Source organism: Segatella hominis (assembly GCF_004535825.1).
GTDB lineage: Bacteria > Bacteroidota > Bacteroidia > Bacteroidales > Bacteroidaceae > Prevotella > Prevotella hominis.
In genome coordinates this window covers 1-17810 of record NZ_SGVY01000050.1, presented here as the reverse complement: position 1 = coordinate 17810, position 17810 = coordinate 1, and the positions used below count along the sequence as shown (strand labels likewise).

Genomic DNA, 17810 nt, shown 5'->3' with positions numbered 1-17810 from the left:
ATAAGATGATACTGATAGATCCTGTAGGATATTTTATATATGGAATGTGCGTCATGTTTTATTCCATGATGGCATGGTTCTTCTGGCGTAAGGGATCGGATGTTCTCTCGCGTCTTATCAAGGCAATCATGCTCATCTATGTGGTAGAGAGCCTGAAAGACCTGGTAATATATTATTATGTAGATGACATGACGAGCAGGTGGTGGGCTGTGATGACTTCCATGGATATTGTCATTATTCCTTTTTACATCTTTGTGCTGATGGAATTGGTAAAGCCCGGATGGCTTACCTGGCGCAAGGGCATCTTGCATGAGGTGCCGTTCGTCGTGCTGCCTCTCCTCTATATTGTCACAGAACATACCATCTGGTATTATATCATTGCAGCTTGGGCTGTCTTCTATGGTAGCGTCACGTTGGTTCTTACGTTCTTTTTCATATCCCAATATCATCGGGTATTGAAAGAGCGGTTTTCGTATGAGGATAACATCAATCTTCATTGGCTCAGAGCCATACTGGTCAGCTTCTTCTTTATTCTGGCTGCCTGGACCTGCAGTTCGGTGATGGTGGATGTGAATTTTGACAATCTCTATATGATTCTGTCGTTGGCCACATGGATGTTTGTTGGTTATTTCCTCTATAAGCACGAATCGGTCATAGATGAATTGAGAGATGTGGATGATGCCCGTTCTTCTGATGCAAGTGGGGTGGTAGGTGAGGCTAATAGCGGGATGTCTGCCGGCGATTATCTTCTTTCTCCCGAAATCAGTCAGATGGTAAAAGATCTGTTTGAGAATCAGAAAATTTATCTCGATCCCAAACTCAAGTTGTCGGATGTCGCTATGAGAGTAGGAACCAATCGCACTTATCTCAGCCGTTTCTTCAATCAGGAGAATGGCAAGACTTTTTATGATTATGTGAACAACTATCGGGTGAAATATGCAGAACAGTTACTTTCTTCCACTAAAGATCCGCTTTCTTTTATAGCGGAAAAAGCAGGATTCAATTCGCCTTCTACTTTCCGCAGAGTATTTGCTTCTGTATATGGTTGTTCGCCACAGGAATACCGCCGTAGAGTGTCAAATGGTTAGTTTTTACCATTTGGCACTTTTTTTTGATGGTTTGGGTGCTCTTTATACGTAATGAGCGATAAGTTTTACGGTTTGAACGCATGGTTAGTCCTGTTTTTCCTAACTTTGCACCAAATTAATTTATAATAATGTTGCGGAATTAAGATTAAAGCCCTATGAAGAAAAATTTACACAGAATCATCATGTCAGCATTGCTGACAGTGCTGGCAACAGTTGCTGCCAGCGCACAGTGCTACATTGTCGGCAGCGACAATGAGTGGAAAACCAACACTGCTGCGGCAGAACTGGCAGAGACCGCCACTACAGGAGTGTATGAGGGTGATGTCACCTTCGTTAACGGTGCGCAGTATTTCACCGTCACCCAACATCTGACAACTGGCGATGACGATTGGACAGAGTTTAACAAAAACCGCTTCGCCCCTTCAGTATTCGACGCCATGCTCGTTATTAATGAGCCTATGACTATGGTAAAGGGTAGGGACGCATCTTTCAAAGTGCCAGTCGCCGGTACAACCTATCGTATGCGCATCGACTTCAACACCCTGACCGTCACCTTGCTCGGTGACTTTCCCGACAAGCTGTATGTATGGGGCAGCGACGGTGTCTTCGATCCCACACTTGCATCTGCCACACTGCCAAAGACTGAGACGGACGGTGTGTATAAGGCAACGGTAGAGTTCACCTCATGCTACTTCAACATTCTTAGCCAGCTCGGTACCGACCCCAACGACTACGAAGCCATACTGCCCTACCGCTACGGTGGCGGTAAGGTGGTTATCAACCGCGACAAGGCCATGACGCTCACAGAGCAGTCATTCCACATCGCCACACCAGGCACCTACGACGTGACTGTAGATCTCCGCACCATGACCATGAACCTCCACAGCGACACCTATGTGCCCGAATATCCAGACCATGTCTACCTCATCGGTGCCAACGGTAGCAACTTCGCCGATCAGGGCGCAGAGCTTACATGGGACGATGTGGAAGGCATCTACACTGGCTATGTGACTTTCTATGGCAACAAGTTTACCATCTCTACCGCTCTCGCCTCTACATATGATGGCTGGGACGAGATTAAAGCCAAGCGCATCGGTGCTGTCGCACCAACTGTTGACGTGGAACCGAACCTCACCGTAGGCATCAAGAAGGGCGAGGTGTCTGACTTCATCATCGGAGCATCGACAGATAACCCACTCACCGCATGCGTTACATTAGACCTTGTCAACAACCGTCTGACGCTCCACGGCAACGACGCGTCATATCCAATAGGCTACCCGAAAGAGCTCTACACTCTCGGCTGCAACGGCAATTGGTTCACCAACATCCCTGCAGACGTGATTCCTGCCACCAACGAGCCTGGCATCTATGAGGGCGAAATCACATTCGTGGGCGAAGTGGGCAATCTTCACTTCATCGTGTTAAAGCGTCTCGGCGCAGATTGGGACTTTGTCAACGCCAAACGTCTCTCTCCCTACACCGACGGCGACCCCGCCGATCTTGACAGCGATATTCCTGCCATGGAGCCTGACTTTTCGCCCGGCGCATGGCTCTTCTCTGGCGAGCCAGGCACCTACAACATAAAGGTGGACCTCACAAAAGGCAATGGCGTGATACGCATCTCTGCCAAGGGCGCAACAGGCATCACCGCCACCACAGCCGCTCCTGCCACCAAGAACTACTACTACGACCTCAACGGACGATTCCTCGGCTACGTGGAGCCGCAGAAGGGAGTGTATGTTGTTAAAGGTAAAAAGGTAATAAAGTAAAAAAACAGAAAGGTAATTATTTACTGAGTCCACTTTAAAAAGTCATTTTTGGTTTTTTATCCTACAAAACGCCATTTGATTATCAGATGATTACATTTGAAGAATTTCTCAAAAATTACTTTTTCAAGTGGACTCATTCATTAATAACTAAAACCGTAAAAGTAATGATGGACGAACAGAAAAATTTAGCAGCTTGGGAATGTTTGGACCAGGCTTTGTTTACTTCCTCACATGTCAAGGCTAAGGACATGGAAAAGGGAAGTACTGACTGGGATAATGTTTATCCTGTATCAAAAGAGGAGACGGATAAGATGAAGGATCTGGTGGATGAGGCTGTGCGAAAGGCTGATGATCCTTCTGACTCTTTCTTCCGTGAGCGTGTGTCTGATTTGCGCGAGATTATCTCATATTCCTATAGCAAACATCGTACGTGGAAGTGGTCTTTGATATTCGGTTCGATTATCGCTGCTTGCATCTTCTGGTATTTTGGCAATCAGGATAAGGAGGATGCTCAGAAATATGCCAAGGATGTGACTCTTGTGGAAAACTGGAAAAAGGCTGATACCACGATTACTTATGATAAACTCGATGCAAGTTCGGAACTCAGTTATCAGCTTTATGAACGTCGCGTTCAGTCTGCAAATGCTTATAAGTTGATGAAACTTCATGACTTGAAGAGGAATGCGGAGTCTTATAGGGAGGGTATGAAGACGGCAAAGCATAGTGCTGATACGGCTAAACTGGATAAGAATATTGAGAGTTATAAAAAGCGCATGGCAGAATGCGAAGAAAAGATGGAAAAATACCAGGACGAGTTTGATGAAGTCGCTGATATGGATTTCGATGAAATCCAGAAAATGGCGCTCAAGGACACTCAGGGGTTAGTGGATGATATTAATGATTCTGCTTCTACGAAGACTGGCTGGATGATTTATCTGATTATCCTGATACCACTCTATATCATTTCAGGTTATCCGCGAGGATATGTGATTTCTGCTCATCGCCGTCAGCATGGTTTCATGCGTACGCTTCAGAAAATCGGTTTTGCCGTGGCAAGTTTCTTCTTCGGTAGTGGTTTGCTGATGTCGCTTCTGCCGGATAGTATCGTTGAATATCATTATACCAGTGGTAGAGTGGAAACGAGGAATGAGGGTAATCCGGTCAATATCGTCATTTTGGGTATCAAGTTTGGTTTGATGATAGCGGGTGTGCTTATTTTCTGTTTCGTCTCAGTTCTGATTATGACTATCGAAACAATTTCGGGTCTCAAGCGCAACTTTAATTGGGCAGCCATGCTGAACAAAGGTAAGAAAGCGCCGGTTGCCGTAGCTGAGGCTCCGATAAATGCAAGAAATGATTAATGTATGAAGATGATAGGTCTATGAGATAAATACTAATAAATTACAATATTGCGAGATTTTAAAGTTAAGATGAAAAAGAGGGTGTGTCATAATTCCATGACGCACCCTCCGATGTGAAAGCAATTCCTCAAAGTGAGCACATATATATACTCTCTAACGAAGCGTTTCTTCATTCATTTTTAATGCTTGGCTGTATATCTATCCAACCGGCAATTGGCATTAGCAAAAGGTTATATAGCCAACCCCACAATAAAGTACTAAATTAACCGCTTTCCGTAAGAAAATGCAGAATATATTTGCTTTTTGCACAATTTGCACAAAGATTTATATAAAAATGATATATTTTTTGGGCAGTTTACTCAAAAATCATTACCTTTGCTCCCACAAATATGGAAAAAGGAAGAATGATCCTACTTCGTATAGCAGGCAGGACTACACAGGGCAACGCATACTTCGGCAAGGCTCTAAGTAATCTTCTGTCAGTAAAAGTAATAATGAGTTTAATTGAGACATGTAAAGCCAAATACAAGTTTCGATTAACCCTAAAAGTGCCCCATTGTTTCTGCTGCCAACATATTTGACGGGAGTCACAGAATAATGAGGAACTTTAATTTCAGGATGAAATTAAATAATAAATTCAGATTTATGAATACAGGAATTAAGTTAACCGTTCTTTTGTCCACTTGCTGTCTTTCACTGAGTGCCCAGGAGAACTCCTTCAATGCCGGCATCCGTCTGGGAGGCGGCTACAGTATCAACAACCATATAGACAGGATACTGGTGAGTGAAAATTATTATTCCAACTATTCGTTCGACAACAAAGGGCTTTTCGTACCAAGTGCTGAACTGTTTTTCCTTTACAGAGAGCCGGGAAGTCTCTGCGGCGTGGAAGCAGGCATCACCTATTACAACAAGACAGCCAGGGTGCGTTACGAAGACAGGAACGAGTTGAACTACACGCTTTCCACCCGTTACCATCATCTGGGACTTGCCGCCTATCTGAACCTCTATCCTTTCAGGGGCAGGAATTCCCTGCATGTTTCTCTGGGCGGAAGAATAGGTGCCAACCTCTCTCCCGACAATCTCTCCTATACGGGAAATCAGGAAGACGAAAAGTTTTCAGCGCTGGGCTATCCGGGCGTGAAAGAGACCGAGCGGCTGCTTAGGGATAAACTGAAAGGCCGTCCTGATGCTGCCCTGGGTGGCGGTATCGGCTATGAATTCCCTTTTGGCATGACGGTCGATCTGCGCTACCACTACAGTCTGACCAACAGCATCAAGACAGAAACCAACACCTACAACTGGGTGGAACAGGACAACCACAACCAGCAGATTGAACTGACTGTGGGTTATATGATCAAAATCAAATAAGAACAGAAAGTCTATGGTCTGACTAATCTGTCCAACACACATACACATTTTAATATATATAAGAGCCCATGATGAATTCTAACCAACGCAATGTCATCCGCGGCACAGGTGCATTCCTTGTCATTATCATCATCATTCTCAGCCTGCGGCTTTGCGGGCAAGACAGGAAAGAAGTGCCGTCGCCGCAACCGCCACCACCGGCAACAAGCCGTGTTTCACCCCCACATGAGTCCGCCAGAATGGATTCATCTGCCGTCTTCCCCATAGTATGGAAAAAGGCAGCAGGAAAACAATCAGGAAAGAAGGTGACAGCCACCCATATTCCTCTTCCTACCCAAGAAGCAGCTGTTGAAGTAAAGAAAGAAGAGGTTCCTGTGCAGGATAGCCTCGAAGTGCTGCCTTCCAAAGAACCAGGTTTTGTAGAAACCGCCATGGATCCGGCTGAAACCAGCCGCTCCCCAGAACAGGGACTCATCTTCCATCGCAAGCGTTATTACCAGCTGCGTATCGGCATGCGCGCCGGTATCGGATACAGTTCCATCGGAAATCTCGCAGCCCTTATTGAAGACGGTTCCTTCCGTCCACGCAACACCATGGAAGAGAGCGGTTCGTTAGTTCCTGCGATGGGTGTCTTCGCCCTCTGGCGAAGCGACCGTCTGGGCATAGAGCTGGCTGCAGACTACACATGCCTGTCATCCACCCTGAAGGAACATAAGGAAATTGACGGAACCGACGAGAAAACCGCCTTCCGCTATCATTTCATCTTGCCCCAGGCTTCAGTACGTCTTTACCTGCTGAGCGATTTCTACATGGGTGCCGGTGTCGGTGTGGGCATTCCCATTAATCCGGGCGGCATTGACTTTTCCAGCAACCGTGCTGCAGAATTTGCACCGGCAGACGGACTCACCCGGGAACATCTAAGAGAATCACTCCGGGCACGCCCTCACTTCATGCCCCTGCTGAAAATAGGATATTCATCCTTCAGAAACGGAATCGAAGCCAGCCTCCAATACTGCTACGGCGCCGGGAATCTCATCAGGACGGAAGAGAACCCCTACGGCTATCACAGAGCTACGAACAACAGTCACCTGCTCCAGCTGACAGTCGGCTATACCATACTCCTGAACAAAAAGAAATGACGATGAAACATACAGTATTCAATATAACAGTAATTCTCTTTCTGTTTTCCGCCGCCGTCCAGGCACAGTCTCCTGGCGGCGTAGCCGGTCCCGTAAAATGGGCAACTGGCAAGGATAACGGAACAGTACAGCTTTCCGGTACCGGCGGAATGACCTTTGTCGGTGTAGGCAGGATACAGCAGGGGAGCGAGCAGCTGCTCTGGAATGTCAGCACACGTTCCGGCAAGACCGGTCGTGTACAGACCACGGCACGCTCCGCCAACCTTGCCAGAGGAACTTTCATGAACTATACGGGACGTGACACGCTACCGCGGCTGCGCCTGTATTCCTACAGCTGCTCTTCTGCCGACGGAACGCAGGGAACGCTCAGTATCGGTAAAATGACCGGAGAGAAACTTCCTGTCAGAAACCTCAGGGACGGCATGGTGGAATATGCCGTCTATGACCGTGCCCTCACCACCACCGAACGCATGCGAGTGGAAAGTGCCCTTGCCCTGCGCCACGGCATCACCCTTGCCCACTCATACTTCAACTCCAGAGGTGAAATCATCCGCAACCACTACAGGCTCAGGGCATACAACCACCGCATTGCGGGTATCATCGGCGATGCAGTCTCGAAGCTTGACCAGACTACAGGTGAAAGCAGCGAGGAGGAAGCCGTCATCAGGGTATCCACCCGGTCCGTCAGCGAAGGTACGAGCTTTCTCTGGGGCGATGATGCAAGGCTACTTTCCTTTGCTGCAGACAAAGGTAACGGAAAATGGATGCAGCGGCGGTGGGCAGCTTCAATGGTGGGCAGCCAGACGGAACCTCTTGCCCTTACTTTCGATACCCGATGCATCCGCAGTCTCAAGCCGCTCGAAACAGGTGAGGAATACTACCTCGCCGTAGATGAGAGCGGAACGGGCAGATTTCCTGTAGGACAGATACGTTATTACAGGGCCAGGGACAGCCATGCCGACAGCATCGTCTTTGACGGTATAGCAGCCGCTGCCGGAGAAAGCATCTTCACATTACGCATCGCCAAAGACTTCTTTGCGACCGTTGAAACGGAACGTCCCTGCTGCTCCACGGCAGAAAGGGGACGGCTCAGGATGCTCCTGACAGGCGGCAGTGCACCATACCGTGTCACGGTCAGCCTTGACGGGACTATCATCAGCAGCCTTTCCACCGAAGACAGCATTCTCACCGTCAAAGACCTGCAGCAGGGGCTGTACGTCCTCACTGCCAGGGACCGTAACGGCAAGACCCTCTCCAGCGAGATCATGGTATCCAATGCCGACATGGCAGACATGCCGGAGCTCCAGGATGTCCAGTTCTCCAAAGGTGCTTCACGTGAGTATCATCTTGAAACGCAAGGTAGCTACACCTGCCGCTGGAAGACTCCAGAGGGCAGATACCTGAGCGGAGAGAGCGTCACGCTTGACGGGGACGGAAGATACCTCCTCGAACTGACCGACGGCGAGGGATGTACCACAATCCGCACGCTTGACGTATCTACGGCAGCAGGAGACATCTTCTCACGTTATGACGTTTCTCCCAATCCGACAGAAGACGGCGACGTCTCCGTACGTGTGGAGATGTCCGGATCATTCCCGCTGGAACTGCGTCTTTATTCACCGGACGGTGCCCTGATGCAGACGCAAAAACGCTCGGCAGACACCTATCATGCCACCCGCTTATATTTGCCCCTGGACGGCATCTATATTCTTGAGATGAAGAGCGGGACCAGCAGGAAGAGCATCAGACTCGTCAGAAAATAAACGGAACCAACCACTATATCAAAGTAGAAGAACATGAAAAGAAACATATTCCTATCCGTTGTGGTTTCAGGAATCATCCTGCTGCTTGCATCCTGCAATGACGGCAGTAAGGGAATCTCCGGCAACCGCATCCAGGACAGCAGAGAGTATTCTGCTGAAGACAGCCTCATAAAGAAGACAGCCGGAGACACCATTCTCCCTACCGGGGAGAGGGGCATCCGACCGGAACAGACCGCCGGGAAAAATGCAGCGGCGGATCTACAGAATTTCCGGAAACGTACGGTAAGCAAGTACTTCACCGGTATGGAAGCAGACTCCCTGTCTGTAGGACGTGCGGAACTCAGGGTTCCCCGGGGCAGTATGGACCATGCCAGAATCCTGAGCATTACACCGCTGCGCAAGGGCGAACTTCCCCACCTGCCTGCAGGCATGGTGAACGTGACGGCAGACAGGAGTAATCCTACCATTTCTGCCAGCCGGAAGAACAGTATCGCCGGCTACCGCTTCCTGCCGCACGGAGAGCACTTCGTACATTCGCTGGCGAGCATCACCGTACCCTATGACAGTACCCTCATACCACAGGGATATACAGCCGAGGATATCCATACCTATTATTATGACGGACTGAAAGACAGGTGGGTAATGCTGCGGCACAAGGCTCTGGACAAGGACAGGGAACTGGTCGTGGCCGAGACATCGCATTTCACCGACGTCATCAACGGCATCATCAGGGTGCCCGAGAATCCCGAGACCCAGAACTATGTGCCAACGGGTATCAGCGAACTCAAGGCAGCCGACCCCGGTGCCGGCATTACGGCCGTGAGCGTTCCATCCGCCAACCAGAGCGGAACTGCATCACTGGGCTATCCGTTTGAACTGCCAGCCGGAAGAGCCGGCATGCAGCCCGGTGTCAGCCTGCAGTACAGTAGCGACGGCAGTTCCTCCTATGCCGGCTACGGCTGGAATCTTCCCCTGCAGAGCATTGACATCGAGACCCGATGGGGCGTGCCACGCTTTGACAGGGAAAGGGAAAGCGAGAGCTACCTGTTCATGGGCAGCAGACTCAACGGTCGCACCTACCGCACGGCCGATGCACCGGCAAGAACGAAGGACAGGCATTTCCGCCCGCTCACCGAGGGCGGTTTCGCCAGGATCATCCGCAGGGGTGATTCCCCGCAGAACTATACCTGGGAAGTAACCTCCAAGGACGGAACGGTATCCTTCTTCGGCGGCAGGGACGGCGTGGTGGATGAAGGTGCCGTGCTGAAAGATGCCCGAGGGAACATCCTGCGCTGGGCGCTCTGCAGAACTCAGGACGCCCACGGCAACACCATATCCTACAGGTATATCAAGAAAGGGAACAACCTCTACCCCGACATCTACCGCTATACGGGATACAGGGATGAGGAAGGTCCCTACAGCGTCAGGTTCACATATGCAGCAACCGGACGCAAGGATGCCGTCAGAAACGGGCGCCTGGGCATACTGCAGACAGACGATGCCCTGCTCGAACGCGTGGAAGTGATGTATGACGGGGAACAGCTGCGTGCCTATGCGTTCCATTACAGGGAAGGCGCCTTCTCCAAGACCCTTCTTGACAGCATCGTGCAGAAAGACAGCAGGGACAGGCGCGTGGCGGCACAGGGCTTCAGCTACTACAACGACATTGCGCAGGGTATCTTCTCCGATACCCCCGAAGTCTATACGGCAGAGAAGGACGACTGCGGCAGACTTGTCAGCTACCACATCGGAAACCTTGACGAGAGCATGTCGCTTCTCGGCGGCGGCTCTGCCAGGGGAAACACCGTGGGCGGCGGAGTCATGGTCGGAGCCGGCTGGGGACCGGCATCGGTCAATGCAGGAGGTTCCTACTCCTATTCCAAGTCGGACAACGAAGGACGCATTGCCCTCGTTGACATCAACGGAGACGGCATGCCAGACAAGGTCTGGAAAGGTGCAGACGGGAAACTGTATTACAGGCTGAACCAGAACAGGGACCTCAGCCATCCGTCTTTCGGAGAGAAGATGGTCATCAGGGGCATCAGCAGTTTCACCGGAGGAACAACCACCAGCAACACAAGGAATGCGAACGTGGCTGCAGGCTTCGGCCCGGCAAGTGCCGGCTACGCCGTAAGCAAGACCACCGACCAGAGCAAGAACAAGACCTATTTCCAGGATTTCAATGCCGACGGGCTGATAGACATCGCCTGCAACGGTACGGTATATTTCAACCATACAAACGGCAGGGATGTAAGCTTCAGCAGCACGAGCAGCAATACGGGAAATCCCATCACGGGAAATGCGGAGGGCATAGATTCCGCATTCCTGCCCGACTATGATGCCATCAGGGATTCCCTGGAACGGGAATTCCCGCTGCACGATGCCGTGCGTCTGTGGCGTGCCCCATACGCAGGAACTGTGAAAGTGACCTCTACGGTCAGCAAGCCGTCAGACCTGGGTGACGGTGTCAGCCTGAGCATGCAGCACAATGACAACGTACTGTGGAAAGACACGCTCCTGCAATCCGGCAGCGTCACGGTACCGGAAAAAGAACTTACCGTCAGACCGGGCGACTTCCTGCTCTTCCGCGTGAATGCCAGATATTCAGGTACGGGGGATGCGGTCGAATGGGATCCGGACATCATCTACACTTCCATTGCGGCAGACACCTATGCCGGAGAGGATTTGAGACATTACCGCTGTTCCTCGGACCACATCGCCGGCGAGATGTCCGCAGCACCGCTTGCCGTGGACGGAACGGTATCCTATGAAGGCAGCTTCAGCAAGCAGAAGACGGGCGATGACCTCACCCTCTCTGTAGTAAGGACGGACAAGACCGGCAAGCAGACGGAAGTAGGAAGCCTCTTCCTGCCTGCCGACACCGTGCTTGCAGGAAATTTCATGGGCGAATTCCGTTCTCAGGCTGCAGACAGTGCCACGGTGAACTTCATCATCAGGACAAACAGTCCCGTCAACTGGCAGCACATCAGCTGGAATCCCGTGTTCCACAGCGACACCACCAGATACACGCTTGCCCCGCAGCGCCTGATGTTCAACAAGAACATCGCTGCGGCAAGGGATACGCTCATTCACTTCGCTACCCGTGACTCCGTCTGGGGAAACAGGCTGGTTCTTGTTCCCGAGTTCCAGACCGTCCGCTCCTCGGTCAGGGACACAGAACCTGCCACCGTCCACCTTACACTGAAGGACGAGACGGGCACGCTGCTTTACCGCAGGGATTATACGATGGCAGGCAACAACCGCCTCTGGGGGGACAGTACCGCCGTGGACGGCGACTTCCTCATCCCGCGACTTTCGGCAAGGAAAATACAGGTGAGCTTTTCCGTATCCAATGAACTGGACAACGCTCCGGTCGCCCGGCTGCACATCCTCCGCGACTCCATACTCTACGAGACAGGTGCAGACGGAAGGAAACTGGAGACCGGTCGCCGGGCAGTACCTGTCGGAACCGTTCCCGCATCCGTATTCTCCAGCTTCAACCGCTTCGACTGCGGAATGCTCTACAGGGGATGGGGCCAGTTCGCATGGAACAGCAATGAAAGAGAGGAGCCTGTCAGAATTGCCGAGATGAGAGTACCTGACCATAATGAATACATCAGGGACGGGAAAATCGACGAGGAAGCCGTCGAGAGAAATACGCTCGACATCAGCAGGCAGAAATTCTTTACGATGGCATACAGTCCCGAGACGGGAAAGTATGTCAGCGCCACTGATAGTGTCTATACGGAAGGTACGATGATGCGTGCATCGAGACTGGGTGAGGATGAAATAACCATTGACTCCATCAGCTACTGCACACATGGAGAGGGACTTTCCGCACCCGTACTGATGACCGAATCGAAAAGCACGGGAAAGACCTACTCCCTGGGATTCTCCATGGGAGCCAGCATCGGAGTGAACAGGAGCAGCACCAGACAGGATTCCTATACAACGGTGTCCGTCATGGATCTCAACGGTGACGGATATCCGGACTGGATACGTGATGAGAACGGCAGCGTCAGGGCCCAGCTTACAGGGCAGACCGGAATACCCGGTGACGGGCTGCAATACGATGTGGAATCACCCGCATCCAGCGGCAAATCGGAAAACATAGGCGGGGATGCCGGACTCAGCATGGATCCCGACAGCTACAGCCTTTCCAAATTAGGTGCTCAGCTCAAGCAGGCGAAGGCTTCCTTCGCCAGGAGCATGGCAAGCCTGCAGCAGACGAGAAGGCTGGAAAAGAATGCAGAAGGAGCAAGCTTCAGCGGAAACGTCTCGGAGGGCGCCTGCAGTGCCAGCGGAAATTTCTCAAGCGGCACGTCGGAGACCGTACGCAGCTGGCAGGACATCAACGGAGACGGACTGCCAGACATGGTCTGCAGGGGACAGGTGCGCTACAATCTGGGATATTCCTTCACGGAGACCATGCCGTCGGGAATCAATGACGTGGAACGGAGCTCCAACAGCAACTACGGTGACGGACTGGGTGTATGCGTATCCGTCCTCGGCCTCTTCAACATATCAGCAGGTCAGAACGATACGGGTAGCCTCACTTCCGGCAAGGGTGCTTTCCATGATATCAACGGCGACGGACTGCCAGACTTTGTAGAGCAGGACGGAAACGGCGACCTGAAGGTTACACAGAATACGGGCAGCGGCTTTGCCGCACCTGAGCAGTTGCATAAGAAATCGGAGATTTCCGCCGACCTGGGCTCTTCCGTGGCCACATACGCCAGCACGGCCTATACCATCCGCATACCGCTGCCGTTCGGCTTCGGCATCAATATTACACCGAGCATACAAGGGTCACATAGCGAAAGCATCAATCGCACGACTGCGGCTTTGATGGATATAGACGGCGACGGCTTGCCAGATCTCGTTTACAGCGACAGTGAAAACAGCATGAAGGTGCGCCGTAACCTAACGGGACGTACCAACCTGCTCAAAGGCGTTACCCTGCCTTTCGGCGGACATGTTGTCGTAGAATACAAGCAGACAGAACCAAGCTATAACATGCCCGGTCGCCGTTGGGTGATGGCATCCGTGGAGACCACGGGTGGCTATGCCGAGAACGGAGCCACCAAGATGCGCAACGAGTTTGAGTATGAAGGTGGCTATCGCGACCGCCGAGAACGTGACTTCTACGGTTTTGAGAAAGTTACTACCAAGCAGATAGACACGCAGAACGGCAATGCCGTTTACCGCAAACAGGTAGCGGAGTACGGACACAACCGCCACTTCTACATGCACGACCTCGTCACTGCAGAGACGCTCTACGATGCAGCAGGTAGCAGGCTGCAGGGAACGGAGAATACCTACGAGCTCAGACAGCAGGCTGACACGGAGGTATTCTTCCCGGCACTTGTTGCCGTAAAGCAGAGCATTTACGGCAACAGCGGACAGGGCAGCATGAGCACCACCGTGCACAATACCTATGATGCATACGGTAACCTTGCCTCCTACAAGGAAACGGCAACGAACTATGAATTAGATGCCGATATTGCCTATCATGACTTGCAGGCAAAATATATCGTCTCCGTACCCAAGCACATCGCCGTAAAGGATAAAGGAGGAAAGGTTTACCGCGAACGTTCTACGCAAATCAACGGCAATGGTGACATCACCAACATCACCATGCACAACGGCGATAAACCGTCGGTCTACGATATGACCTACGATGCCTATGGTAATCTTGCAAGTCTCACCAAGCCCGAGAACCATAGGGGACAGCGCATGCGCTACGACTACACTTACGATGACGTGCTCCATGCATTGGTGACAAGCGTAAAAGATGCTTATGGTTACACCTCTTCCACCGTCTACGACTACAAGTGGGCAGTGCCCTTAGAGACTTCCGACCTCAACGGCAATAAGATGCGCTATACCTACGACGACATGGGACGCCAAAGCACGATTCTCGGTCCGAAGGAGATTGCCGCAGGCAAGCCCTATACCATTAAGTTCGAGTATCATCCTGCTGGTCGTTATACCCGTACGGTGCATTACGCACCCGAGGGCGACATCGAAATTTATACTTTCGCCGACAGTCTGATGCGCGCCGTGCAGACTAAACAGACAGGCGTGGTATGGACGGACGGAAAATGCCGGAAGGTATCCATTGTAAGCGGGCGAACCGTACGGGATGCCTTCGGACGTACCATAGAGACATACTATCCGGTAACGGAGGATTTCGGAAGCATCGGTACGTACAACACCACCATGGGCGACCCGCAGGCAACCACCGAATACGACGTCTACGACCGCACGACAAAGGTTGCACTGCCCGATGGGGCAACCAAGACGACGGCATACAGTATCGTTTCTCATGACGGCGAGCCGATGCTTGAAACAAAGGTGACCGATGCCCTCGGACGCCATGCCGAGAGCTATACTGACGAGAAAGGACGTAATCGAGAAACGGTACAACACGCCTCGGGCGACAATATCACCGTGAAATACGACTACGACGCCGTGGGACAAGTAACCACCGTTCATCATCCCAATGACAAGGTCACAACCTACGAATACGACCTTTTGGGACATAAGCTCAAGGTAAACCACCCTGATGCAGGTGAAGTCAGCTACACTTACGATGCGGCTGGCAATTTCCTGACGAAGCTCACGGCGGAACTCAAGAAGAGCATTTCTGACAAGGCTCCCGTCACTTACACCTACGATTATGAAAGGCTGAGCGAGGTTCTCTATCCGAAGAACCTCTTCAACCGCGTCACCTATACCTACGGCAAGCCGGGAGAGAAGTACAACCGTGCCGGCAGACTCGTGCTCGTGGAGGATGCATCGGGAGGTGAGGCATATTATTACGGCAACCAGGGAGAGGTCGTAAAGACCGTGCGCTCGGTGATGGTCAGCACTGCCGACGTGCGTACCTATGTATATGGGGCCACCTACGACAGCTGGAACCGTGTGCGTACCATGACTTATCCAGACGGAGAGGTCGTGACCTACGGCTACAATGCCGCAGGACAGGTGGAGAGCATCAGGTCAGAAAGACAGGGAAAGGAAGAAACCATCGTGGAAGAGGTGGGTTATGACAAGGAAGGACATACCGTCTATACCCGCCTGGGCAACGGAACGGAGACCACCTATACCTATGACAGACAGCGTGAACGCCTGCAGGAGATGAACCTCGCGGCTGCCGGTGCGGCGGTCATGACCAATAAGTACCGATATGATGCCGCGGACAACATCCTGGGCATCACCAATGCCATAGACCCTGCGAAGGCTGGCGGCAAGTCCCAGCTTGGCGGTGCCTTCAGCCATACCTATGTCTATGACGAACTGAACCGTCTGATAACGGCAAGCGGCAAGGCAAAGAGTGCATCGTATGAGATGGCGATGACCTTCGGACGCATGAGCGAGCCGCTTACCAAGGTGCAGAAGGTGGATTCCACAAGAACGGCACAGTCTTACGACTTCACATACAGGTATGAGGACGACAGCCATCCTACTGCCCCTACGCAGGTCGGCCACGACCATTACACCTATGATGCCAACGGCAATCCGATATTGGTGGAGAATGACAGCCTCAATACCGAGCGCAGGATGTACTGGGATGAGGACAACAGACTGATGGTACTGTCTGACAACGGCAAGACCAGCCGTTATACCTACAATGCCGCAGGCGAGCGAATCGTCAAGAGCCACGGTGATCTGGAGGGTGTATATATCAATGGTGCTCCGCAGGGAATCTCCTTCCATGAGACGGAGGATTACACCATTTATCCCGCTCCGATCATCACTGTCACGAAGAACCGCTTCACCAAGCACTACTTCATTGGCAGCAAGCGTATTGCCTCCAAGATTGGTACAGGCAGGTTCAGCAATGTCTATGGCATTGGCGGCAACAACGTTACGGCAGGTCAGAAAGACTATGCCGCCCGCATGATGCAGATAGAAAAGCAGCGTGAGGAGTATTACAAACAGCTCGGCACACCGCCGGGAGTGCCGACGATGAAGGGTGCAACTGCAGATCCAGATAATACAGGTATTGGTTACAACAGCATCATTACAGACCTGGGTGACCACAGCGTTCCAGAAGGCTGGATACAGCATCCGAAGTTCAACGGCAAAGGTGATGTTCCTGGTCCTCCTATCCAATGGAGTGAACCGGAGAGTCCTGACAATGCCCAGCCGGGATATGGCTATATCCCTACGGATACTACCAACACCGAGGACATCTTCTTCTATCACTCTGATCACCTGGGCAGCACCTCTTATATTACAGATGCTAAGGCCAATATCACCCAGTTCGATGCCTACCTGCCATACGGAGAGTTGCTTGTAGATGAACATACTTCATCTGAGGATATGCCATATAAGTTCAATGGTAAGGAATTCGATGAGGAAACGGGACTGTATTATTATGGGGCGAGGTATATGAATCCTGTGTCATCACTGTGGTATGGAGTGGATGCTTTTACAGAGAAATATCCAAGCATTAGTGGATATGTTTACTGTGTTGGTAAACCGATAAAGTTTATTGATCCTGATGGAAATAAAATTGTCTTTGTAAATGGGAAAATAGGCTTTGGTTCACCTCCTGCAGGAGAACAATACTGGAATGGAAGAAAGTCTCCATTTGTCCAAGGTGCCATAAAATACTGGAATGATAAAGAAATCTTTTTTACAGATAAAGATTATAAACCTTTATCAAGTGCAAAAAGCCGTATTAGCGCTGGTTACAGATATGCCGAAGATAATATAAAAAAAATAGTATCTGGTTTAAAACAAGGAGAAACATTCAAATTTGTAACTCATAGTATGGGAGCAGCATTTGCTGAAGGTATTGCAAGTTATCTTATAGGTCATGGGTATAGTGTAGAAGAAATTGTACATATTAACCCTTTTCAAGCTGCAGATATTACAACCAATGCATCCCCAAACGTAAAAACCGTAGATTATCAAAATTCAGATGATTGGGTCATAAATAAAACTCCTTTTGTGAGTTCTCCTGGAGATATACAAAATGCAGACTATCATATTAGAGAAAAATCAAATGATTCTGATTTTGCGACACGCCATAGAAGTCCGATAGATTCGCAAGGGAAATCATTTTGGAATAACCTTTTAAAAAGAACAAAAGGACCGATTATAGATAGTTCTGTCAACCTTCCGAATTTAAATATATCTAGCGCTATACTTTTCAAGTCAAAGAGATAATTATGAAAAAATCTTTAAAAAAATATTATTGGCTAATTGTGGCTATAGTTCTTTTTTGGTGCATTTTAAACAAAAGCTTACTTTTACTGATATCCTTAGGGTCACAAAGTAAAAGTACAAGCAATGGAATATTCTT

7 protein-coding genes are annotated in these 17810 nt (G+C 50.6%); all 7 read left to right on the top strand.

The genetic code is table 11. The features are described 5' to 3' along the window. Positions 1–5 precede the first annotated feature (5 nt). Complete coding sequence (locus EXN75_RS14080) at positions 6–1088, top strand: helix-turn-helix domain-containing protein (protein ID WP_134844284.1); 1083 nt, start codon at positions 6–8, stop codon at positions 1086–1088. A 155-nt stretch (positions 1089–1243) separates the two neighbouring features. Continuing rightward, entirely contained in the window at positions 1244–2857 is a 1614-nt protein-coding gene (locus EXN75_RS14075; RefSeq protein ID WP_134844283.1) for a SusF/SusE family outer membrane protein, read from the top strand. Between the two features lie 164 nt (positions 2858–3021). Next, positions 3022–4218 (top strand): SAM domain-containing protein, encoded by a 1197-nt coding sequence (locus EXN75_RS14070; protein WP_134844282.1) that lies wholly within the window; start codon positions 3022–3024, stop codon positions 4216–4218. A 645-nt stretch (positions 4219–4863) separates the two neighbouring features. Then, positions 4864–5589, top strand: a complete 726-nt coding sequence (locus tag EXN75_RS14065; RefSeq protein WP_134844281.1) for an outer membrane beta-barrel protein — start codon at positions 4864–4866, stop codon at positions 5587–5589. 239 nt (positions 5590–5828) lie between these two features. Next, complete coding sequence (locus tag EXN75_RS14060) at positions 5829–6728, top strand: hypothetical protein (protein ID WP_246031416.1); 900 nt, start codon at positions 5829–5831, stop codon at positions 6726–6728. A gap of 2 nt (positions 6729–6730) precedes the next feature. Beyond that, positions 6731–8491 carry a T9SS type A sorting domain-containing protein gene (locus EXN75_RS14055; protein ID WP_246031415.1) on the top strand — a complete coding sequence of 587 codons (1761 nt, stop codon included), beginning with the start codon at positions 6731–6733 and terminating at the stop codon, positions 8489–8491. Between the two features lie 33 nt (positions 8492–8524). Next, the gene (locus EXN75_RS14050) at positions 8525–17674 is read left to right on the top strand and encodes a SpvB/TcaC N-terminal domain-containing protein (RefSeq protein WP_246031414.1); all 9150 of its coding nucleotides are present in this window, start codon (positions 8525–8527) and stop codon (positions 17672–17674) included. Positions 17675–17810 lie beyond the last annotated feature (136 nt).